The organism is Snodgrassella alvi wkB2 (assembly GCF_000600005.1).
In the GTDB taxonomy this organism is placed as follows: Bacteria; Pseudomonadota; Gammaproteobacteria; order Burkholderiales; family Neisseriaceae; genus Snodgrassella; species Snodgrassella alvi.
In genome coordinates this window covers 779,953-803,828 of sequence record NZ_CP007446.1, presented here as the reverse complement: position 1 = coordinate 803,828, position 23,876 = coordinate 779,953, and the positions used below count along the sequence as shown (strand labels likewise).

Sequence of the window (23,876 nt, the reverse complement as noted above, 5' to 3'; positions counted from 1 at the left end):
AAAGAAAAACCCTCAAAAAAATATAATATTTTCAATTAAAAACAGAAATTTAATTCAAACTTTCAATCAGCAAAAATATGTTCTGCTGCCGGAAAAGTTTTTGCTTTTACTTCGCGAACATAGGCACTGACAGCTGCCTGAATACTATCCTGATCCCGCATAAAATTTTTGACAAATTTAGCTGTTTTACCCGGATAAATACCCAGCATATCATGCATTACCAGAACCTGTCCGTCACAGTCGACACCTGCACCAATACCGATTGTCGGACAGCTAAGTGCTGCTGTCACCTCTGCTGCCAGCCGGCCGGGTACACACTCCATTAATACCATATCAGCACCAGCCTGTGCATGAGCCTGAGCATCGGCTATTAATTGTGCCGCGGCTTCACCACGACCTTGTACTTTATAGCCTCCGAGTGTATGAACGGATTGCGGTGTAAGACCGATATGTGCACATACCGGAATACCTCGCTGCTGTAAAAACTGAGTGGTTTCTGCTATCCATGCCCCTCCTTCCAGTTTCACCATATGTGCACCGGCAACCATCAGGCGTACGGCAGTAGCAAAAGCCTGTTCTTTGCTTTGCTGATAGGCACCGAAAGGCAGATCAGCCAGAATCATTGCCTGTTGATTACCTCGTGTTACAGCAGCCGTGTGATAACAGATATCATCAACACTAACCGGTATAGTAGATGTTTGCCCTTGTACCGCCATACCAAGCGAATCACCAATCAGCAATATATCAACACCGGCATCGCTCATCAAACGGGCAAAACTGGCATCATAACAAGTCAGCATGGCAATTTTTTCACCGGCTGCCTTCATTTTCCTTAAAGTATGAATAGTATGCATATACAGATAAATCCGCTATTTATGTTTTATCAGAAAATATTGCCGGTAATAACAGCTTATTTATTTTTAACCTGCATTCCGGCTAAAGAAACTCAAATTTGTTACAACAAATATCTGGCTAGTTGTAATGACCGGCAAAATACCACAGACTACAGCCAAACCAGAACAGATTAACAAATATTTTGCCATCCTTTATTCCCATCTGATGACTGGAATATCTTTAAAACTATTTATCTAATATGGATATATCCAATGTTGGTACTAAACCAGTAATTTCATCCTCAATAATGCCGGAAAAATACGTATCTGAATTCTGCAATTCCATATACAAAAACTGTACTTTTTTCTATAGAAAGTACAGTTTGTAAGTCTGAAATCCATCGCAAAAAGAAAATAAATACCAAATTAATAGAATAATGTCATTGATATTTTTTTACTCAAATTAAACAGCATAAAATGCCGATATAGCTAATTTACGACAAATCAGATTGACTGAAATATCCACGCAGACAACGGAAATAATTATTTCACCAAACAATTTTAAATAACTATTCGCTTAAATTGAGATAATTACGGCTGCCCTGCATATTGGCAATAGTGTTCAGCAACAGTTCAAAATGATCGTCATTACCAAGAAAATCCAGCTCATTAGTATTAGCAATCAATAACGGAGCATGCTGATATAAATGGAAAAACCGGCGATACTCAGCGTGAATCTGCTGTAAATAACCAGCCGGAAACAGATTAACCATTCCGTCATCACGCTGACGCAAACGCTTATCAAGCAACTCGTCATCAGCTTCCAGATAAATCACCAGATCCGGAACCGGAAATTTCGGCATTACTTTTTGCTTAATCTGCCAGTACAGAGTCTGTTCCTCTTCACGCAAAATTACCGGCACATATATCTGATCCTTCTCAAGCAGAAAATCAGCAATAACCCGCGAGCGTCGCTCATCCTCAGCATAAATCACATTTATTGCCTCGCAACGACGCATTAAAAAATGCATCTCTGTCGCCAGCCCGTGATTAGTCGCATTCAGATAAAATTTTTCCAGAAACGGATTGCTTTCCGGAATTTCCGACAGCAGTAGAGCATCAAAATATTGTGCCAGACGGCGGCTTAAAGCTGATTTCCCACTGCCAATAGATCCTTCTACGACAATGTAGCGATAATCCATACTCCCTGTTCCCCTGCTTTTATTCCTGTTCGTCAGTAATTATAGTTACTGCATCTGGCTGTTTCTTCAATAATGCCGCAGCCACCGCAGAAGCACTGTCATGAGTACCAATTACATAATAAGGCGCAATCGCAGCCAGCGGTGCCATTACAAAAGCACGTTCACACGCACGCGGGTGCGGCAGTGTCAGATTCGCATCATTAATATTCTGATGATCATAATCAATTATATCCAGATCAATCACTCGCGGTCCGTTTGGAACATCACGTACCCGTCCCAGCCTGTTTTCCAGATCCAATAAAGAATTTAATAGTTCATGAGCACTTAAAGTGGTATGAACCAGAACAACAGCATTGACAAAATCCGGCTGGTCAGTCAATCCTACCGGCTTAGTAATATAAAGTGGTGAAATTGCCTTGACCCGAACCTCTTTAATTTGATTCAAAGCTGCCAGAGCTGTTTCAACCTGTTTACGTGGATTATCAAGATTAGCCCCTAAAGCAATTACCGCTGTAACTAAATTCATGCTTCCTCCTGCTTAGGTTTGTTGGTACGTCTGTTACGGTATCTTTTTTGTCTTGTTGAATTTTTTTCTGATTGCGAAGCAGTACGAATTAATTGCTCACGCTCTACATCTGAACCATGCTGAAAAGCCTGCCACCACTGAACCGTATCCTGTGATAATTCGCCCAGACTGGCACGCAAACACATAAAATCAAAAGCAGCACGAAAACGCGGCTGTCCGAGTAAGCGGTAAGGACGCGCCCCGCGCATAATTTCAAACTGCGGCTGCAAACTCCAGATTTCACGCATAGTTACACTATATCGCTGCGGCACACCCCAGTTTTTATCTACATGCTGACGTTCTGAAGTAATCGCCGCATTCATCGCCGCACTGGAGCGCATACCACTATTCAGTTCCCGCTGCCATACTGTTCTGATATGCGGCCATAATACAGCCGCCAGTACAAAGCCCATAGATACAGATTTATCTGCCCGCAGGCGTTCGTCAGTATTGTGCAGAGCCAATGCGACAATATTATCATTACTTTCGCCGCCCGGCATTAATGCATCAAGTAGAGGATGAATATCTTTCAGACCAAGATTATTCATCTGGCGCAAACATGCCTGTGCATAACCACTGAACAATATTTTCAGTACTTCATCAAATAGCCGTGCCGGCGGTTCCCGCTTTAACAACTGCGCACATTCAGCTATCGGTTTAGATGTATGTTTATCTACGGTAAAGCCAAGTTTGCCAGATAATCTGGCTGCCCGTAGCATGCGCACCGGATCCTCCTGATAGCGCTCAGCCGGATTACCTATCATTACCAGACGCCGGTTAAGTATGTCTTCAACGCCATGATGAAAATCCAAAACTACTTGCTGCTTCGGATCATAGTATAGAGCGTTGGCAGTAAAGTCCCGGCGCATTGCATCCTGTTCAAGCGTACCGAAACTGACATCCTTCATAATCCTGCCTAGCTCATTATGGCTATTGACTGCCCCGCCCCGAAAAGTTGTTACCTCGATAGTTTCCGGACCAACCATAACATGCACAATCGGAAAACGCCTGCCAATAATGCGGCTGCGCCGGAAAAGTTTATGTATCTGTTCGGGTGTGGCATCTGTTGCCACATCAAAATCTTTAGGTGTCACACCAAGCAGTAAATCACGCACAGCTCCACCTACCACATAAGCCTGATAGCCTTCCTTCTGCAAGCGGGTGATTACCTTTTCCGCTGCAAAACTCAGATCATCTGCCTGAATATGGTGTTGTGCCAATGAGATTTCCCGCCTTTTGCCACGCCGGGCAGACTTTCTCGGCAAAACCTTGTGTAACCACTTTGTTAGCATAAATAATACAAAAGCTTATAAAAAAATACTCGCGTGCCGCAGCAACCACGACCGATAAAGTACTATAGTATAACCTATCTATCCGTATCTCATCATTCCTCACCGCACAGACAAGTGCAATCTGCCGGCATTTTCTTCACTACCACTGCCTACTTTGTATATAATACACCCGTTTCTGAACTCATCATGTAAGAAGAAACCGATATGTATAATTATCAGTCTGACACTACCCAGTTTCTGAATGAATTTCTGACTAAGCACCCGGAAGAAGCACAAGCACAAATCGAACATCGCGGCATGCTATGGGATGTACAGCTCAATCCGGAAGATGAAGCAAACTTTGCCGCCGCCAAATTGCCGAAAAAAGGCTATACCTATCTGACTGAATAATCTCTATTTAACCCGTTATGAGCCAGAACGGTTGTCTGAATACCCCGGAGCTGAGGCAATATCTTGCCGGAATAAACCCTGCAGAAGCGCCACTATTGGCACAGCTGCGTGCTGAAACGGCACGGCATCGCAAGGGTAATATGAGTATCGCACCGGAACAGGCTCAATTAATGGTATGGCTTGCACGGATGATTCAGGCTCGCAACTATCTGGAAATTGGTGTTTTTACTGGTTACAGTAGTACAGCTATGGCAATGGCACTGCCGGAAGACGGACACATCACTGCCTGTGATATTAACGTAACCTATACCGATATTGCCCGCCGCTACTGGCAAGAGGCTAATGTCAGCCATAAAATCCAGCTGTATCTGCAGCCGGCAATAATAACCCTCGATATACTGATTACCAGTAATCAAAACAATTATTACGATATTGCTCTGATAGACGCAGATAAGATACCCACCCCTCAATATTTTGAGCGCTGCCTGCAATTGGTTCGTCCCGGCGGTATTATCGCCATTGATAATGTCTTATTGCATGGCCGTGTTGCACAGACAGCCAACGCTAATGAATCAGAAAGTGTTCATATCATGCGTCAGTTCAATGCCGGCCTGATAAACGATACGCGGATAATTCCGTTAACTATACCACTTGGTGATGGTTTAACACTTATTCAGAAAAGATAATAACAAACAACCAGAGGAGAAAAATACATGAATTCACGTTTAAATCAATACCATTTCAGCCTAATCCTGATAGTTACATTTTGCATCAGTGCTTGCAGTAACCTACCATCCTCCTCTGTTGTGACTAGCACTTCTGCGGCGGAAGAAGTACACACAAATAGTAACCAATCCACTGAACAGATTGGCCAGATTCAGGCGCAGCTGAATGCTTTACAGATACAGATCAATGGCCTGCAAAACCAGATGAATGATATTCGTCAGCAACAAGATACATTATCGCGCTACCTGAATGTACGTACTCCGGTCAGCCACACTACTCCGGTCAAAGCCTCCGCTACTAATGATAATACCAGCGAAGCACGCCGGCTATATAATGCCGGTCTTTATAGCCAAAGCATTCGTCTGCTGAAAAACGCTGATAGTGGTGGCAATGGCAGCGCCCAGGCACAAGAGCGCATGTGGCTGCTGCTGCAAAACCATTCTCGTTTGAATAATTGTGAATCAGTAATTAATATCGGCAAGCGCTTTAACAGCCTTTATCCGCAAAACAGTCAAAGTGCCAACGCTCTTTATATGGTGGCACAATGTCAGACTCATTTACAGCAGCAGGATATTTCCCGCCTTACTTATCAGCACATTATCAGTAGTTATCCCAACAGTAATGCCGCTGTTAAAGCCAGGCATCAATTAAAAAACCTGTTACCAATCAAAAAAGGAACTCGATGAACACTCCGCAAATCGGCATTATTATGGGTAGCAATAGTGACTATCCGATTATGCAGCAGGCAGAGCAGTTTCTGCAGCAATTCAGTATTCCTTATGAAATACAGGTTGTATCCGCACACCGTACTCCGGATTTAATGTTTGAATACGCTGAAACCGCCCGTTCCCGAGGCTTGAAAGCGATTATAGCCGGCGCCGGAGGGGCTGCTCATCTGCCGGGCATGGTTGCTGCCAAAACCACCGTTCCTGTTCTGGGCGTACCTGTACCAAGTAAATATTTGCGCGGTGAAGATTCACTACTGTCTATTGTCCAAATGCCTAAAGGCGTACCAGTAGCCACTTTTGCTATTGGTGAAGCTGGTGCAGCCAATGCTGCTTTATTTGCCATTTCCATGCTGGCCAATGACAATCCGCAGCTGGCACAAAAACTGGCAGAATTTCGTGAAAGCCAGAAACAAAGTGTTCTGGATATGAATTTACCCAGCATTTCAGCCTGATTACTACTTAATTCAGACATATTTGCTGCATAAATATACTGAATAATATCATTATGCTATTGATATTAATTGTATTCAAATAAGAAAGAAAATTGACTATTATCCTCAGTAGCATGAGCATATTTACATGATTAGAATCAGCTCCAGAAAGCAATATCAGTTTTTTAGTTATCAACTTAATCTAAAGAATTTCTGCTAAATAACTGAAAGTAGAATACAATTTAAAATTAAAAATAAAATTCCAGCTTTCTTATTATTGCCAACAACAAGTACTAAAAATATTCATTCTAAATTAAATATTCCATTTGAATTACAATCAGAATTGGACTGATTTAAGATTCAGTTTAACAATAAATTAAGCTAAAAAATTAGTAAATTCATTTATTTATTACAACCAGACAGGATTTGGATATTAAACAAATAAAACCTATAAATATGTTTATATCATTTATTATATTTGATACCCATAATAAATAAATTATTACATTTTATTTACTGAATAAAAAACGGATACTGCTCTTATATTAGCAGTATCCGTTTTTTATAACAAAATATTATTTTTCTGTTCGCAAATCCTTACGCAAAATTTTTCCTACAGCAGATTTGGGCAGTTCTGAGCAAAACTCTATATCTTTAGGCACTTTATAGCCGGTCAGATTCTGGCGGCAATAGGCAATAATTTGTTCACGAGTCAGATTCGGATCTCGTTTTACTACAAATAACTTGATTGCTTCGCCTGATTTTTCATTAGGTACACCGATACAAGCTACTTCCAGCACCTCAGGCATAGCGGCTACAACCTCTTCTACCTCATTCGGATATACATTAAAACCCGATACCAGAATCATATCTTTTTTGCGATCTACCAGCTTTACATAACCTTTAGCATCAATTTCAGCCATATCACCGGTAGCCACAAAACCACGGCTATCAAGAACTTTAGCTGTTTCTTCTGGTCGGTTCCAGTAGCCTTTCATTACTTGCGGCCCCTGAACCCATAACTCGCCTACTTCACCAACCCCGAGAACCTTGCCGTTATCATCACGAATTTCAATATCTGTATTCGAAACCGGCAAACCGGCAGTACCCGTATATTCAGGATTATTCAGCGGATTAGCGCACACGCCGGGGCTGGCCTCAGTTAGACCATAAGCATCAATAATGGGCACACCCGTAATGGCTTTCCATTCCTGCGCCACCATTTTCTGAGTTGCCATTCCGCCACCTAGCACAAGCTTCCAGGTTGAAAAATCAATCGTTTTAAATTCTTCATTATGAATCAGTGCATTAAACAGAGTATTAACGCCACTCATTACCGTTACCCGATTGTTTTTCAGAACCTTAACCAACGCTTTAATATCACGCGGGTTGGTAATCAGAATATTTTTGGAACCGGCATTAGCAAAGATCATAATATTCACAGTAAGTGAAAAAATATGATATAGCGGCAACGGTGTTACTACTACTTCCTTTCCGAGCACCAGATTTGCCTTAATCCATTCTGATGCCTGCTGCATATTGGCTACAATATTACCGTGCGTCAGCATTGCGCCCTTAGACATACCGGTTGTTCCGCCGGTATATTGCAACAAAGCCAAATCTTCCAGCTCAAGCGGTACCGGAGTAAAACGTTGTTTTTTCCCTAATTCCAGAGCATGCAGAAAAGTAACTGCCCCCTCAATCTGAAAAGGCTTCACCATTTTTTTGACTTTGCGCAGCATGAAGTTCACTACAGTACCCTTCAGCCAGCCAAGCATATCGCCCATACTGGCCACTATCACCTGCTTGATTGCAGTCTGCTCCAGAACCTGAGCCACAGTATGCGCAAAATTTTCCAGTACGATAATCGCAGTCGCACCGGAATCAATCAACTGATGAGCTAATTCCCTCGGCGTATACAGAGGATTGACGTTCACAACTACCCCGCCAGCCTGTAACACCCCAAATACCGCAATCGGATACTGCAATACATTAGGCATCATAATTGCTACCCGCTCACCTTTTTGCAGATTCAGTACATTCTGCAAATATGACGTGAACTGATTTACAAAAGTAGCAGTTTGAGTATACGTGAGTGTAGTACCCATATTGGAAAAGCTTGGCTGCGGGCCGAATTTCTTCACACTGGTGTCAAGAACGTCAATAATTGACGAATATGCACGCACATCTACTTCTGCCCGCACCCCTTCCTGATAACTTTGTAACCAGATTTTTTCCATTATCTTTTTCCTCTGCAACAATGCGTCTAATTTAAAGTGAAGTAAGGAAATATCAGTCAAAACAGACTGCAAAGAAAACATCAAATCAGAACATCAGCATTGTCTGCAAGATGACTGACTGTAGCCAGCCAGTCTGTTGATATAAGTGATTAAATTAATTATTTTGAATACTATGACTGTCGGTATCTCTGATAATACCACCACCCAGACACACAGCGCCAGCATACAGTACAGCAGACTGACCGGGTGTCACTGCCCATTGTGGTTCATCAAACACCAGTTCCGCGCAATCATCAGCCAGATAACGCAATTGAGCCGCCGCATCAGGCATGCGATAACGTGTTTTCACGCCATAGCGCCCTTCTGCCGGACGTTCTGGTGTCGTAAAACTTAAATCATGCATAATCAGGCTGCGACTGAACAACAGTGGATGATCATGTCCCTGTACAACCAGAAGCTCATTATCCGACAAATTTTTTCCGGCAACAAACCATGGCTCACCGTCACCACCAATACCCAAACCTTTGCGCTGCCCCAGTGTGTAATACATCAGTCCTTCATGCTCACCTACAATTTTACCTTCCGGCGTCACCATTGCACCCGGATTAGTAGGCAGATAACGCTGTAAAAATTGTCTGAACGGACGTTCACCAATAAAGCAGATTCCGGTACTGTCTTTTTTTCCGGCTGTGGGTAACTGAGCCTGCTCCGCCAGTCGGCGTACTTCAGATTTTTCCAGATCACCCAGCGGAAACAATGCACGCTGTAATTGGTATGGTTGCAGTCGATACAGAAAATAGCTTTGGTCTTTATTCTGATCCAGCCCCTTGAGCAGATAATGTACGCCATCGCGTACATCCTTACGTGCATAATGTCCTGTTGCAATCAGATCTGCACCACCGTTCAGCGCATGTTCCAGAAAACATTTGAATTTAATTTCTGCATTACACAATACATCAGGATTGGGTGTGCGACCAGCCTGATACTCCTGAAGAAAATATGCAAAGACATTATCTTTATATTGACCTGCAAAATTAACAATATCAATATCCATATCAATCAGATCAGCCACTGCTACTGCATCCAGTGAATCCTGCTTGATAGAACAATATTCGTCATCGTTATCGTCTTCCCAGTTTTGCATGAAGACACCGCGCACATCATAACCGCCCTGCTTGAGCAGCCAGGCTGTAACCGATGAATCCACTCCACCGGACATGCCAACAACAATACGTTGTGATAAATTTGCTTTTGTATTCATTTACATTCATCCAAAACCGGCGCAGATTGTGCCACAGGCAGAGCATAGCAGCAACCTGCCTGCATAATTAATTGTGTATCAAACTTACACAAAAAAGCCTTAAATACACAATTTACATCCATAATCAGCTTTTTATTTACACAAAAAAATTTTTACTTAATATTATCAGCCTAAATAACACAGACTGCCGGTACTGTAATATCTGTCTGTAGACAAATAATCACAAGACCGGCAGCCTGTGTAAATGCAAATCAAACTCAGTTCTGATGCAGACGGCGCAACACCTCATCGCGCCCTAATAAAGCCAGCACCTGATCAATCGACGGGGTTTTTCCTGTACCACATACAGCCAGACGTAAAGGCATACCCAATTTACCCATTTTAATATTTTCTGTTTCACAAAATGGTGCAAAAAGAGCGTGAATACTTTCTGCATCCCATTGTGATAACTGTTCAAGTCGGGCTGCAAAGCGCTGCATACGTGCCGGAGCATCTGCATCCCAGTGTTTAGCTACTTCCTTTTCTCCGGGAGTTGCTTTAGCATAAAAATATCTGCATTCCTCAGCCAGCTGATTTAAATCCTGAGCACGTTCCTTAACCAGTGCTATCACTTCAGCCAAATCCGGCTGCTCAGTTACTTCAATGCCCTGCTGTGCCAGACGCGGGCGCACCAGCTCAGCCAGACGGGAATTATCACTGGCTTTAATATGCTGTGCATTCAGCCACAACAGCTTTTCATGATCAAAACGGCTAGCTGAAGGGCTGACATCTTTTAAATCAAACCATTCAACAAACTGTTCCATCGTGAAGAATTCATCATCACCATGTCCCCAGCCGAGTCGTGCCAGATAATTCAGCAAAGCTTCCGGTAAAATACCTTGCCGGTCATAATCAACCACACTAACTGCATCCCGGCGCTTACTCATTTTTGCGCCTTTTTCATTCAGAATCATCGGCAAATGAGCATATTGAGGCAAAGATGCACCCATAGCTAAAAGAATATTAATCTGTTTAGGCGTATTGTTGACATGGTCATCACCACGGATAACCTGCGTAATACCCATATCATAATCATCTACAACTACACAGAAATTATAGGTAGGCGTACCATCGGCACGCGCAATAATCAGATCATCCAGATCCTGATTGGCAATGGCAATATGACCTTTAACCAAATCATCCCATGCCGTTTCACCAGTTAGCGGCATTTTAAAACGTACAACCGGCTGAACACCTTCGGGTACAGGTGGCAGTGTTTTGCCTTCATCCGGCCGCCAGCGGCGGTCATACCAGAAGTGTTCACCACGTGCCTCAGCTTCCTGCCGCATTGCTTCCAGTTCTTCACGGCTGGTATAGTCATAATAAGCATGACCGGAAGTCAATAACTCACGTAAAACTTCAGCATAACGGTCAAAGCGCTTTGTCTGGTAAAACGGACCTTCATCATAGTCCAGACCCACCCAGTGCATACCATCCATAATTGCCTGCACTGATTCAGCCGTAGAACGTTCCAGATCCGTGTCTTCAATTCGTAATATAAACTTACCATGATGTTTACGTGCAAATGCCCAAGAGAACAAAGCAGTGCGCACACCACCAATATGCAAAAAACCGGTAGGACTGGGAGCAAAACGAGTACGAATCATGATTACCATTCTTCAGACACAGAAAAAACCTTATTGTACGCGTAAGCCAGAGTAAACAAAACCCGTTCGTGATATGCTTGCACTAATACCAGTAACCGTATGAAAGGCAGCATATATGAACTCCCCGAAACATCTGGCTGTTTACTACACTGGCGGAACCATTGGTATGCAGCAAACACCGGCCGGACTGGCTCCGGCAGCCAATCTTGCCAGCCTGGCTGCGCCCATATTTCAGGAATACAGTCACCAGCTCAAATGCGACTGGTTTATTTGTGAACCACTGATTGATTCTTCAGCGATTACCCTTTCAAACTGGGAGACATGGCTTAACTGGATAGACAGCAAAGCTGAAAATTATGATGGTCTGCTCATTCTGCACGGTACCGATACCATAGCCTACAGTGCCAATATAATTGCGCTGGCACGGCCGAAACTGAATATCCCCGTTATCCTTACCGGAGCCATGCTACCCCTGGAAGCTGATAACAGTGATGCACCACAAAACCTGCGTACTGCACTAGCTGCATTCAGCCTGCCGGGTTTTACCCAAACTGCCATTGCCTTTAACAGACAGCTCTGGCCGGCTGTCGGCAGCAGCAAAATCAGTACAGAACAGGCAGACGCATTTGCCAATCCGCAGTTTGGTTCACTGGCTCAATGGTCAGAATCCGAAGGATGGTTTAATACTAATCTGCCTGTTGCCGGCAATTCAAACCTATCTGCACAATATGACATCAGTACATCAGCCAGAATTCACTGCTTTACTCTGACTCCGGGCGCTAATCTGGCAATGATTACCACCAGTCTTACTCACAATCCGCCTGACGGAGTAATTTTACAAAGCTATGGCAATGGCAATACACCTAATGATAGGAATTTTCTGGCTGCAATCAGACAGATTAGTGAGCAATCTATACCTGTTCTGAATATCAGTCAGGTTTTACAGGGATGTGCCTCTGCTGTTTACGCACAAGGACATGAATTGCGTGCAGCCGGCGTTATCAACGGCGGTAAATGTAATCTGGAAACTGCTGTGGCTATCCTGACACTGGCTGTAAGCAATAACTGGAATAAAGAACAAATTGAAAATCTGCTGCATACACAGAAGCTGATTTAAATATTTACTTTTGCAGGATTATCCGGCTTACCCTGTAACCGATTAATCCTGCACAATTTTGTTAATAAAGAGCTTGCGATAGCTTAGTCCGGTATCGTCGATACTATAAAAAGCTATTAACAACTTTTTGTATCCTCAATTACTTGAAACTTTCGTTGAAAAACTGTTCAAACTTTCCAAAAAATTTCATTTCAAATTAATCGTATAAACTAATTTGTAATAATCAAATATTTTTTATACAAACACTGGTCTCTGCCAATTATTTTTAGATAAAAATTTATCGGCTTTTATAATCATATTGCTAATTTTTATCAAACACGATTTCTTATATACTGCATTTATATTTACTACCAATAAATTCAAATTGAATAAATATTCAAATTTGAAATTTAATTAACAAATTAACAATAACTTATGTGCTTTATTAAATAAAATATGATATTTTTATAACGAGTTTTAAATACCTATAACCATGATTTATGATATAACTCTTTCTTTTCAGAATAGAAAAGTCAGTTATGGAAGAAAACCTTGCGATAAAACAAAAGGCTTATATTATTCTGGGTTCTTTTCTGGTTGCCGCATTTATTATTGGTATTGCCGGTGCATTGCAGGCACCGACACTCAGCCGTTATCTTGCCGAAGATGTGAAGGTTAATCCATATCAGGTAGGTTTGTTTTACTCAATCAATGCCGTTGCCGGCATTGTCATCAGCTTTCTGCTGGCACAATACTCTGATAATAAAGGTGTTCGACGGAATATTATTCTATTTTGTTGTCTAATGGGCATAGGAAATTGCATTACATTTGCATTTTCGCGCCAATACTTTATCCTCGTTACCGTAGGCATATTTTTTTCAGCTTTTACCTCTGCAGCTATGCCACAAATTTTTGCATCCGCACGTGAATATACAGATAAAACTGGCCGTAACGTTGTCGTTTTTAATGGTATTTTACGGGCACAATTGTCACTGGCCTGGGTAATCGGTCCGCCATTATCATTTGCATTAGCCGTGAATTACGGATTTACCATTATGTATCTGAGTGCGGCAGCTATGTTTTTTGTTGCCATGCTGATCGTTTTTCTGTGCTTTCCTGTCATAAAACGTCCGGCATCTGTTACTAAAAAACAAGAGCCAAAAGAAAAGATTTTCAATAATCCTAATGTCATTTTGCTGTTTATCGCTTCAATCAGTATGGGTACAGCCAATATGATGTATTTGATTGATATGCCTTTATATATCGATGACATTCTGCCCGGTTCACCGTCACTGCCCGGACATTTGATGGGCATAGCTGCTGCCATTGAAATTCCCGCTATGCTGATTGCCAGCATGCTGGTACCGCGCTTTGGTAATAAAAATCTGATTTGTTTTGCAGTCATTTGCGGCATCATATTTTATATCGGTATGGTTTCGACCCAAAACGAATGGATGCTGATTGGTTTACAATTCTTTAATGGTTTATTTATCGGCATAATAGCCAGTATCGGCCTGATTTATTTCCAGGATTTATTACCTAAACGTACGGGTGTTGCTTCTACATTGTTTAATAACTGTATTTCTTGCAGTATTATTCTGGCCGGTATGTTGCAGGGCGTAATTTCGGCCAACTTCGGCCATCAGAGTATCTATACCATTTCTTTAGCCATGGTAATTTTATCTTTCATCTTGTGCCTGATTATTCAGCCACCGCCTTCAGCAATTAAATCGCCCTCAAAGGTTAATCACTGATCAGCACCGTAATCACCGTTCTAATAAGGTTCTAAAACTGACTATAGGCTTATCTTAAAACAACTATTATCAATATCAATAAAGCACTGTAGTAATAAATAAATTCATACCGCCAAAAATCCGCATTAACAAACAAATATTTTCCTAAACTATCCGACACAATCATATTATCGTTTAACAGTTGTAAACGTTTAAATAGTCATATTTCAGGGAAAATAAAACGCAGTTGTATGATTCTAAATTATTCAAAACCCAGTGCTAAGTTGATGGTGAATGATTAAATGCTGATGATAAAAAATCATACCCATATCCAATCCTACAATCGGTGAAAAACTGGCTGATAATCCTAAAATGGTTACCACAGAAGCTGTATGTGCGGTAACTGCCACCCGGATTACTTTAAAAACTAAGTTGGAACAAAACTTATTGCGTAATAAGCATTTTCAGTAAAAAAGTTTCTATAGAACTTGGGAAAAGCTTTATCTATTGTTTTCAATGATACAGATATTGATGCAGCAGTAACCAGCGCCATAATTTTCAAATTCCACAATGACGGACAAACCTAAGTCTGTGCCAATCATATTTATGTGCAAAGCGCTGTCAACAACCAGTTTGTGCCTAAATTCTAAGAAACTATCAACAATTTGACCTTAGTCACGGTATGGATGCAGGTGTTAACGTAAGCCCTTTGATTGATAGTCAGGCAGTAGCAAAATTATTGAACATACTCAAGATGCCATCACTGAAGGCGCTAAATAGTTACAGGTTTGGTTGCAATGTGGGTGTTTGGGAAAAATCATATATTAACAAAAGTTATTATCAAAAGAATAATAGGAGCTTCTCTGAATTACTCAGACAATTTAGAAAGAAAAATAAATTCTCCGTCATTCAGTGATAAAAAGCTTATTTAAATTTAACAAATTATTTTTAATTAACATTAATATACAAATATTGCGAATAAAACAAGGAAAGTTTACAATCCGCAAGATGTGAAACCAATTGATAAACCCGTACTTTATTTTTGCTTGGTTCTACTTTGATATTAAGCATATACATTTGTAAATAACCGGATAATCTCAAAAAGCGGAAGATTAATGAACAGATTTATTCTAACAATAGTAGCATTCTTTGCCTTGTGTTTTGCGGGTTATCAATGGCATAAAAGCAAACAAGAAAAAAAAATATTTGTTCAGGATATCAACTCCAGTACTGATTTTGATTTTGATCAGGATATCAAATCCAGAACTGATCAATATGGTTTTCTGGATATATCAGTTAATCTTCCCGGAAGTAAGGGAATTGTCATTATGGCTCCAATCAATTGTCCGTCACGACAGGCAAAGATTGCTGATTATCTGGCTACAGAATTAAATAAACAGAATATTCCTGCTAACCGAATTAGTGGTTACACTTTCAATCATAATCTAGCCAATATGTCAGAAAGAGAAATAAATCAGATGATTGACAGAATTGAGTATGTCAAAACAATGGCTTTTCCGCTGGTATTTGTAAATGGTAAAGTAAAATCTAATCCATCAATTGAAGACATCAAAAATGAGTGGGAATTACAATAGTTGTTTCGTTAACCAAACCTACTTCGACATGTTCAATAAAAATTAAAATTAATCAAGTGTACCAATGTCTGCATCTTGTATTTTCAGGATCAGCTTCCCAGTTGAACTATTTAATTTCTAATTTGTTTAACAATTGCCTTTATACAGTACTATTCTGCCTGGTTTGTTACAGGACGTAATTTCTGCCAGCTTCGGCCATCACATTATTTATGTCATTGCACTTGCAATGGTGTCTGTTTCATTTATTTCTGTCTGATTATTACTAAACCAGTCCATACCAAAATTGTTTCTTAACAACAGTATTGATTAGTTTTAACTGAATAACTCTACACAACACCAATTTCTATCAGGCTAAACCCAACCGGTTTAGCCTTTTTAATTAACACTGACATCTATACATCATTGAAATCAATAATCAAATAAGGCAGCACTTTATTTGCCTGCTTGTAGACGCTCAGCAATTAAGAATATACGCATAAATTAAGCAATTAATTCTTAAAATAATATTTATAATTAATATTAATTGCCAATAATACTAATTATAAAAACATTTAATTTCATTCTTATTGAATTTTTTTCAATATTCTACGTTAGCAGAATATTTATCCAGATTGACAGTATAAATTTAATCCCGTAATTTAACCGAATAAACCAATCAATTATAAGACTGATATATTCAGTCAGTTAATTATATTGTTAGAACACATATCATACCGTTGATACTAGTAAAAACCTGCTTAGGCCGGTCTGCACTTTTTTGGAGAAAATATTATGAGTCAAACAAGCAATGTTCGTCAGCGTCAACTGGCCGCAGCCCCTCGTGGCGTCGGTTTCATGTGCGATTTTTATATTGATCACGCTAAAAATGCTGAGTTCTGGTCTCCTGAAGGTAAACGTTATATTGACTTTGCCGGAGGCATCGGCGTTCTGAATACTGGTCATCTGCATCCCAAAGTACAAAAAGCAGTAGCTGATCAACTGCAGAAATTTTCGCATACCTGTTTTAATACTGTTCCATATGAGCTGTATGCTAAGGTTGCCGAAAAAATTAATGCCAGAGCACCTATAGCCGGCGACAAACGCACAATGTTTGTTACCTCTGGTGCTGAAGCTGTTGAAAATGCCATTAAAATTGCCCGTGCCTATACCAAAAAACGTGGTGTAATTGCATTTAACGGTGCCTTTCATGGTCGTACCAATCTCACTATGGCTTTAACCGGCAAAATCGCACCCTATAAAGTAGATTTCGGGCCGTTCCCTGCTGATATCGTACATGCACCTTATCCGAATGCACTGCATGGCGTTAGCATTGAAGATGCATTGCACGGTCTTCATAATATTTTCAAATGCCATCTAGCGCCCAGCGATGTTGCTGCTATCATTATCGAAGTAGTTCAGGGTGAAGGCGGCTTTAATGTTACACCAAATGAATTTCTGCGTGCCTTACGCCAGCTAGCTGATGAACACGGAATTGTGCTGATTTTTGATGAAATTCAGTCCGGCTTCGCCCGTAGCGGAAAAATGTTTGCTACCGAATTGACCGGCGTACAGCCAGATTTAATGACTATTGCCAAATCTCTGGCTGGCGGTTTTCCGCTTTCCGGTGTAGTCGGCAAAGAAGCCATAATGAATGCTCCTGTAGTAGGCGGCCTGGGCGGCACTTACGCCGGTAGTCCACTGGGACTGGCTGCTGCTGATGCAGTTATTGATGTTATCGAAGAAGAAAAACTGTGCGAGCGCGCCAATATTCTGGGTAACAGATTGAAAGAACGCTTTAACAATTTAAAAGAAGTTATTCCGTCTATTGCAGAAGTACGCGGACCGGGCTCTATGGTCGCTATTGAATTAGTTAAACCCGGCACCTCAGAACCAGATGCTGAACGAACCAAAAAAGTACAGCAACTGGCGCTGGAAAACGGTCTGATGATTCTGACCTGCGGACAGTATTACAACGTAATTCGTTGTCTCTATCCGCTTACTATTGAAGATCATGTATTTGATGAAGCATTGAATATACTTGAAACTGCCCTGCGTCAGGCTCAATAATATTCATTGTCTGCAGGCTGCTCCGGTAGAATATTTTACCGGCAGCCTGTCATGTCTGTTTCAGTTTTTTTAGGAAAAAACTATGCAATTGCATGATTCTGCATTATTAAAAACCCAGTGTTATATAAATGGACAATGGCTGAACGCCGATAATGGCGCAGTTATTTCAGTTATCAATCCAGCTACCGGAAACAATCTGGCAGACGTGCCCCGCATGGGTACAGCAGAAGCTGAACGTGCTGTAGCAGCAGCACATGCAGCATTGAAACCATGGCAAGCCAAATCAGCCAAAGAGCGCAGTAATCTTCTGCGCCGCTGGTTTGAACTAATGATGCAGCATCAGGAAGATCTGGGCATTATCCTGACTTCAGAACAGGGAAAGCCGCTGGCTGAGGCTAAAGGTGAAATTGCCTATGGTGCATCCTATCTGGAATGGTATTCAGAAGAAGCCAAACGTATTTATGGTGATACCATACCCGCACCGTCAAATGACAAACGGATTATGGTACTTAAGCAGCCAATCGGTGTATGTGCAGCCATTACGCCGTGGAATTTTCCGAATGCGATGATTACCCGCAAGATTGCTCCGGCTCTGGCTGCCGGCTGTACTTTTGTTATTCGCCCGGCTTCACAAACACCATTATCTGCACTAGCCATTGCTGAGCTGGCACAGCGTGCCGGCATCCCGCCCGGAGTAGTCAATGTCATTACCGGCAGCTCCAGTGAAATCGGTAAAGTATTAACTGAAGACGATCGGGTAAAAAAATTCAGTTTTACCGGTTCTACAGAAGTAGGTCGTAAACTGATTGCTCAGTGCGCCGGTACTGTAAAAAAAGTATCTATGGAACTGGGTGGTAATGCACCATTTATCGTCTTCAATGATGCTGATATCGATGCAGCCGTAGAAGGTGCGATGATTTCCAAATTCCGCAATGCCGGCCAGACCTGCGTATGTGCCAACCGGTTGTACGTACAAAATGCTGTATATGATGAATTTGTGGATAAACTGGCTCAGGCCATTGCCAAACTGAAAATAGGCAACGGACTGGATCAGGGTGTAACTGTCGGACCATTAATCGATGCAGGTGCGGTTAACAAAGTTCAGGAACATATTACTGATGCTATTGGCAAAGGGGCGGAAATCGTTACCGGCGGAACCGCAGATAATCACGGTGAATTATTTTTCCAGCCTACATTACTGAAAAATGTTACTCAGGACATGAAAGTTGCTCGTGAGGAAACTTTCGGTCCGCTGGCGCCGGTATTTCGTTTTGAAAGCGAAGACGAAGTTGTCAGCTGGGCTAATGACACCGAATTCGGGCTAGCCAGTTATTTCTACAGCCGTGATATCGGCAGAATAGTACGCGTCAGCGAAAATCTGGATTATGGCATGGTAGCCATCAATACAGGACTGCTGTCAAATGAAGCAGCACCTTTTGGCGGCGTCAAGCAATCCGGTCTTGGTCGGGAAGGTTCTAAATACGGTATAGAAGATTACGTTGAAATTAAATATGTACTTCTTGCCGGCATTGACCAGTAATTCCTGAATCCGCGGCAGCCATAATCTGCTTCGCTGCCGCTTTCTTCATAATTATAAAAATCCTGAATGCACTGCATAAATCAGGATGGGGCGTTGTTGACTGAATTCAGCCAGCTAAAGGCGTTTCAGTCTGATATTACTCTTTCCAAAGGAGAATTAATTTGAGCACATCATCCACACTGAAAAACGGACTTAAATCACGCCATCTGACTATGATTTCTATTGCCGGCGTGATCGGAGGGGCTTTATTTATTGGCTCCGGCTCTGTAATTTACCATACGGGACCCGCAGCCATTCTTGCCTATGGTGCCGGCGGTCTTCTGGTCATGCTGATTATGCGCATGTTAGGAGAAATGGCTGTAGCGCATCCAGATAGCGGTTCTTTTTCCACATATGCCGATACTGCTATCGGCCGCTGGGCAGGTTTCAGCATTGGCTGGTTATACTGGTTTTTCTGGGCATTGCTCATGGGCTGGGAAGCCTATGTAGCCGGTAAAATTCTTAATAACTGGTTTCCTGTATTTCCCATCTGGAGCTATATGCTGGCAGTAACCGTAGCTCTGGTTGTTATCAATCTGATGGATGTTAAAAATTACGGGGAATTTGAATTCTGGTTTGCTTTAATCAAAGTAGTCGCCATTGTATTGTTTCTGATTGTAGGCAGTCTGGCTATTATCTATTTATGGCCGTGGGGTCAGGCAGATGCAAAAGGCTGGACACACTTAACTGATCAGGGATTCATGCCTAAAGGATCATCATCTGTGGTAACAGCATTGCTGGGTGTTATGTTTGCCTATATTGGCGCTGAAATCGTTACTGTTGCTGCTGCAGAATCCAACCATCCGGCTACAGAAATTCGTAAAGCCACAAAATCTGTCGTCTGGCGCATCATCCTGTTTTATGTAGGTTCGATTTTTATTACCGTTTGTCTGATTCCGTATAACGACCCGCGGCTGAATGATGCCACATGGGGAACATACAGTGTAGTATTAACCTCGCTGGGAATTCCTCAGGCACGTCATATCGTCAACTTTGTTGTCCTTACTTCGGTTTTAAGCTGTTTTAATTCAGCTCTGTATACCTGTTCGCGCATGTTATATTCATTGGCAAAACGCGGTGATGCTCATCGGATCATGTCCTACACCTCGAAAAATGGCAGTCCGCAAATTGGCGTGCTTATTTCCTGTATCTTTACCCTGTTTGCAGTATATCTCACCGCCACCTCCAAAATGGATGTTTACGATGTACTGATGACTGCTACCGGTACGATTGCCTTGTATGTTTATCTCGCTATCAGCTGCTCACAATTATTTCTGCGTAAAAAACTGGAAAAACAAGGGCAGACACTGACATTTAAAATGTGGTGCTTTCCATGGCTGACTTATCTGGTTATCGGGCTGATTATTGCTTCGATTATTATTATGATTATCGAAGGAACCTATAAATATGAAGTAATATATACCAGCATACTGGCGGCCATCATCCTGATAATGGGCATAGTGGCACAAATATTTAAAATCGGCAGCCAGCAGAATAAAACAGAATAATATTTAATATTGGTTTTATACAGCTTAGAGCAGTAATAATATTTATCTATCTTGACACAGATTGATTAAGATAAATATTCGGATAAATTAATTTAAATTTTATTCGCCATAACTGGCAACAATTCAGTACACTATTCATTTTGAAATTTAACCGGCACAAAATGATTACACTAGAACAATGTCAGCAATGGGATGCCGCCGATATTCTGGCTCCCCTAAAAAATCAGTTTGAATTACCACAAGAGGTTATATATCTGGATGGTAACTCTTTGGGTGCGAAACCCAGAAAAGCTGCAGAAAATGCTCAAACAGTAATTAATCAGCAATGGGGTACCGATCTGATTAATAGCTGGAATAAAGCCGGCTGGTGGGATTTACCGGTACGACTAGGCAATAAAGTCGGTCAGCTGATTGGTGCTCAGGAAAATGAAACCGTTGTTACCGATACAACCAGTCTGAATCTGTTTAAAGTATTGGCCTCAGCCATCCATATTCAGCAGAATAATGACAATAACCGTAAAATCATTATCGCTGAGCGTGATTCTTTCCCTACCGATATTTATATGATTGAAGGTTTCATGGCTCTGATTAATCAGGGTTATCAGCTTCATCTAATAGATACACCGGCAGATCTGCCCGCCCGTATTAATGAAAACACTGCTGTTGTAGTGTTATCTCATGTTAACTATCGTACCGGCTACCTGCATGACATGGCAGCAAACAATGCACTGGTACATTCGCATGGTGCATTACTTATCTGGGATTTGTGTCATTCAATCGGTGCTGTACCTATTGATCTGAATGCCAGTAACAGTGATTTTGCTATTGGTTGTACTTACAAATATTTGAACGGCGGTCCCGGCGCACCTGCTATGCTGTGGGTAAATGAGCGTTATCAGACTGCATTCAGCCAGCCATTATCCGGCTGGTGGAGTCATGCGCGGCCGTTTGATATGGCTGAAAGCTATACACCTGCAGACAATATCCGTCGCTATTTATGCGGTACACAGCCAATTGTATCTATGAGCCTGATAGAAAGCGGCGTAGATATCTTTTTACAAACAGATATGCAATCACTGCGGCACAAATCTCTGCAGCTAACTGATTTACTGATTGCTCTTACTGAGCAGGAATGTGCCGGACATAACTTAACGCTGATTACACCGCGTGAACATGCTCACCGTGGCAGCCATGTCAGCCTGCGTCATCCTCATGGTTATGCCATAGTTCAGGCTCTGATTGCCCGCGGTGTAATCGGAGATTATCGCGAACCGGAAGTGATTCGCCTGGGAGTTACACCATTGTATCTGAGTTATACCGATATCTGGCATGCTGTTCAACATCTGAAACAGGTATTAATTAATGAGGAGTGGGCACAGCCACAGTTTCACACGCGCGGACAGGTAACCTGATTTGCATTTCTTTAATCCACACAGGTACAGGCCGGGCATGAATATTCTGCTCGGCTTATGCTTCTCATCTTAAGGAAAAACGATGGGTAATTTCGAGCGTATTCAGTCTCGGGAAACAGGATTACACAAAAAGCTATCAGCCGGTCAGATGAGCATGATTGCCATTGGCGGAGCAATAGGAACCGGCTTATTTCTGGGCAGCAAATTTGCCATTGGCTTTGCCGGCCCTGCTGTTATCATCAGTTATGCACTGGGCGGCATGATTGCACTAGCTTTAATGGGATGTCTGGCAGAAATGACTGTGCAGCACCCTACTTCGGGTTCTTTTGGTGCTTATGCTGAATTTTATCTGCATCCTCTGGCTGGTTTTCTGGTGCGTTACAGTTACTGGGCCTGTATTGTTCTGGCTGTGGGTACAGAAGTCACAGCCATCGCTGAATACATGAAATTCTGGTTTCCACAGGTTGATTCATGGATATGGATTGCACTGTTTTCATGCTGCCTGATCGGCGTTAATGCCTATAGTGTCAAAGCTTTCGGTTCAGTTGAATACTGGTTTTCCACCATTAAAATTTTTGCCATTATCGTATTTATTGTACTGGCCATCAGTGTATTACTAACGCAAAGCAGTATCAGCAGAATTGAACAAAACATGTTTAGCGGCGGTTTTGCTCCGCATGGATTTTCCGGTATCTGGACCGGTGTGATTATTTCCATATTCAGCTATCTCGGTATTGAAATGATCGCTATAGCCGCAGGTGAAGCCACCAATCCTGAACAGGCAGTTAAAACCGCGTTTAAAGGAACTTTTGCAAGGCTATTGATATTTTATCTGCTTGCACTCAGTCTGATTGTCATGCTGGTACCGTGGCAGGAATTAATTAAAGAAGGAAGCACCAGCCCGTTTGTCAGCGTAATGAAAAATGTAGGTATACCATTTGCCGACAGTATTCTGAACTTTATTGTCATTGTTGCTGCACTTTCAGCCATGAACAGTATGCTCTATATTGCCACTCGTATGATGTTCAGTCTGTCTCGCGCTAACGAAGCTCCACAAATATTCGGTAAAGTAAAAAGTAATGGCGTACCACTGAATGCACTGGCTTTATCTTCTGCCGGTATTGCTGTCGCCGCACTGGTTTATATTTTAAATCCGGAAACGGCTTTTCCAGTTATGATAGCTTTGTCTATGTTTGGTGCATTATTCAGCTGGGGGGCAGTATTTCTGACACATCTGTGTTTTCGCATCCGGATGCAGCGGCAACAGCAAAAACTGAAATTTCGTGTACCCGGTTTTCCATTTGTCACTATAGCCGGTTTATTGGCCATAATCAGCATCATGATTACCACATGGTTTACTCCGATATTCCATGCTACTTTATTATTTGGCGTGCCTTTTCTGGCATTTTTAATTCTGGCATATTTTATTCAGATATATCATAAAAAAGTACAAATAAATAAATAAATATATACAAAGTGTATATACCCTAACAGCATCACTGCCCGCTGGCATTGATGCTGTTATTAAATTGATAGAATGCCATTTGTAATATCAGACTGGAAAAATCCGAGCCAGATAAAAATTTATATATT

At 41.7% G+C, this 23,876-nt stretch carries 19 protein-coding genes; 12 read left to right on the top strand and 7 right to left on the bottom strand.

Going from position 1 to position 23,876, the window contains the following annotated elements; all coding sequences use genetic code 11:
- Positions 1–62 precede the first annotated feature (62 nt).
- The 4 genes from panB to pcnB form a co-directional block, all read right to left on the bottom strand.
- On the bottom strand, positions 63–854 hold the full coding sequence (gene panB / locus SALWKB2_RS03750; RefSeq protein ID WP_025330348.1) for a 3-methyl-2-oxobutanoate hydroxymethyltransferase: 792 nt from the start codon (positions 852–854) through the stop codon (positions 63–65).
- A gap of 548 nt (positions 855–1,402) precedes the next feature.
- Positions 1,403–2,035 carry a deoxynucleoside kinase gene (locus tag SALWKB2_RS03740; protein ID WP_025330346.1) on the bottom strand — a complete coding sequence of 211 codons (633 nt, stop codon included), beginning with the start codon at positions 2,033–2,035 and terminating at the stop codon, positions 1,403–1,405.
- 19 nt (positions 2,036–2,054) lie between these two features.
- Positions 2,055–2,561, bottom strand: coding sequence for a 2-amino-4-hydroxy-6-hydroxymethyldihydropteridine diphosphokinase (gene folK, locus SALWKB2_RS03735; RefSeq protein WP_025330345.1), 507 nt, complete (start codon positions 2,559–2,561; stop codon positions 2,055–2,057).
- On the bottom strand, positions 2,558–3,892 hold the full coding sequence (gene pcnB / locus SALWKB2_RS03730) for a polynucleotide adenylyltransferase PcnB (protein ID WP_025330344.1): 1,335 nt from the start codon (positions 3,890–3,892) through the stop codon (positions 2,558–2,560). Before pcnB ends, folK begins: the two co-directional genes overlap by 4 nt.
- Before the next feature lie 204 nt (positions 3,893–4,096).
- On the opposite strand from pcnB, the gene SALWKB2_RS03725 reads away from it, so the two are divergent.
- From SALWKB2_RS03725 to purE, 4 genes are read left to right on the top strand one after another with little or no spacing between them, the layout of a single operon-like run.
- Positions 4,097–4,282: a DUF3460 family protein gene (locus SALWKB2_RS03725; protein WP_025330343.1), complete on the top strand. Its 186-nt coding sequence runs from the start codon at positions 4,097–4,099 to the stop codon at positions 4,280–4,282.
- 17 nt (positions 4,283–4,299) lie between these two features.
- Positions 4,300–4,968, top strand: coding sequence for an O-methyltransferase (locus tag SALWKB2_RS03720; RefSeq protein WP_025330342.1), 669 nt, complete (start codon positions 4,300–4,302; stop codon positions 4,966–4,968).
- A gap of 27 nt (positions 4,969–4,995) precedes the next feature.
- Complete coding sequence (locus SALWKB2_RS11595; protein ID WP_051506406.1) at positions 4,996–5,694, top strand: tol-pal system YbgF family protein; 699 nt, start codon at positions 4,996–4,998, stop codon at positions 5,692–5,694.
- A complete protein-coding gene (gene purE, locus SALWKB2_RS03710) occupies positions 5,691–6,188 on the top strand; it encodes a 5-(carboxyamino)imidazole ribonucleotide mutase (protein ID WP_025330340.1) in 498 nt (165 codons plus the stop codon). Before SALWKB2_RS11595 ends, purE begins: the two co-directional genes overlap by 4 nt.
- A 554-nt stretch (positions 6,189–6,742) precedes the next feature.
- On the opposite strand, the gene SALWKB2_RS03705 is transcribed toward purE, so the two are convergent.
- From SALWKB2_RS03705 to gltX, 3 genes are all read right to left on the bottom strand, one after another.
- The gene (locus SALWKB2_RS03705; RefSeq protein ID WP_025330339.1) at positions 6,743–8,407 is read right to left on the bottom strand and encodes an AMP-binding protein; all 1,665 of its coding nucleotides are present in this window, start codon (positions 8,405–8,407) and stop codon (positions 6,743–6,745) included.
- A gap of 154 nt (positions 8,408–8,561) precedes the next feature.
- On the bottom strand, positions 8,562–9,668 hold the full coding sequence (mnmA, locus tag SALWKB2_RS03700) for a tRNA 2-thiouridine(34) synthase MnmA (protein ID WP_025330338.1): 1,107 nt from the start codon (positions 9,666–9,668) through the stop codon (positions 8,562–8,564).
- A 257-nt stretch (positions 9,669–9,925) separates the two neighbouring features.
- A complete protein-coding gene (gene gltX / locus SALWKB2_RS03695; RefSeq protein ID WP_025330337.1) occupies positions 9,926–11,317 on the bottom strand; it encodes a glutamate--tRNA ligase in 1,392 nt (463 codons plus the stop codon).
- A 112-nt stretch (positions 11,318–11,429) separates the two neighbouring features.
- Here gltX and SALWKB2_RS03690 point away from each other — a divergent pair, with 112 nt between their 5' ends.
- The 8 genes from SALWKB2_RS03690 to SALWKB2_RS03650 all read left to right on the top strand — a co-directional run bounded on the left by SALWKB2_RS03690 (position 11,430) and on the right by SALWKB2_RS03650 (position 23,748).
- Entirely contained in the window at positions 11,430–12,431 is a 1,002-nt protein-coding gene (locus tag SALWKB2_RS03690; RefSeq protein ID WP_025330336.1) for an asparaginase, read from the top strand.
- 518 nt (positions 12,432–12,949) lie between these two features.
- The gene (locus SALWKB2_RS03685; protein WP_025330335.1) at positions 12,950–14,164 is read left to right on the top strand and encodes a sugar efflux transporter; all 1,215 of its coding nucleotides are present in this window, start codon (positions 12,950–12,952) and stop codon (positions 14,162–14,164) included.
- Positions 14,165–15,258: 1,094 nt separating this feature from the next.
- Entirely contained in the window at positions 15,259–15,738 is a 480-nt protein-coding gene (locus tag SALWKB2_RS03675) for a hypothetical protein (RefSeq protein ID WP_025330333.1), read from the top strand.
- 771 nt (positions 15,739–16,509) lie between these two features.
- Positions 16,510–17,784 (top strand): 4-aminobutyrate--2-oxoglutarate transaminase, encoded by a 1,275-nt coding sequence (gene gabT / locus SALWKB2_RS03670; protein ID WP_025330332.1) that lies wholly within the window; start codon positions 16,510–16,512, stop codon positions 17,782–17,784.
- Between the two features lie 82 nt (positions 17,785–17,866).
- On the top strand, positions 17,867–19,324 hold the full coding sequence (locus SALWKB2_RS03665; RefSeq protein WP_025330331.1) for an NAD-dependent succinate-semialdehyde dehydrogenase: 1,458 nt from the start codon (positions 17,867–17,869) through the stop codon (positions 19,322–19,324).
- 161 nt (positions 19,325–19,485) lie between these two features.
- The gene (locus SALWKB2_RS03660) at positions 19,486–20,871 is read left to right on the top strand and encodes an amino acid permease (RefSeq protein ID WP_025330330.1); all 1,386 of its coding nucleotides are present in this window, start codon (positions 19,486–19,488) and stop codon (positions 20,869–20,871) included.
- A gap of 161 nt (positions 20,872–21,032) precedes the next feature.
- Positions 21,033–22,283: a kynureninase gene (gene kynU, locus SALWKB2_RS03655; protein WP_025330329.1), complete on the top strand. Its 1,251-nt coding sequence runs from the start codon at positions 21,033–21,035 to the stop codon at positions 22,281–22,283.
- An 82-nt stretch (positions 22,284–22,365) separates the two neighbouring features.
- On the top strand, positions 22,366–23,748 hold the full coding sequence (locus tag SALWKB2_RS03650; RefSeq protein ID WP_025330328.1) for an amino acid permease: 1,383 nt from the start codon (positions 22,366–22,368) through the stop codon (positions 23,746–23,748).
- The last annotated feature ends 128 nt before the right edge of the window (positions 23,749–23,876 follow it).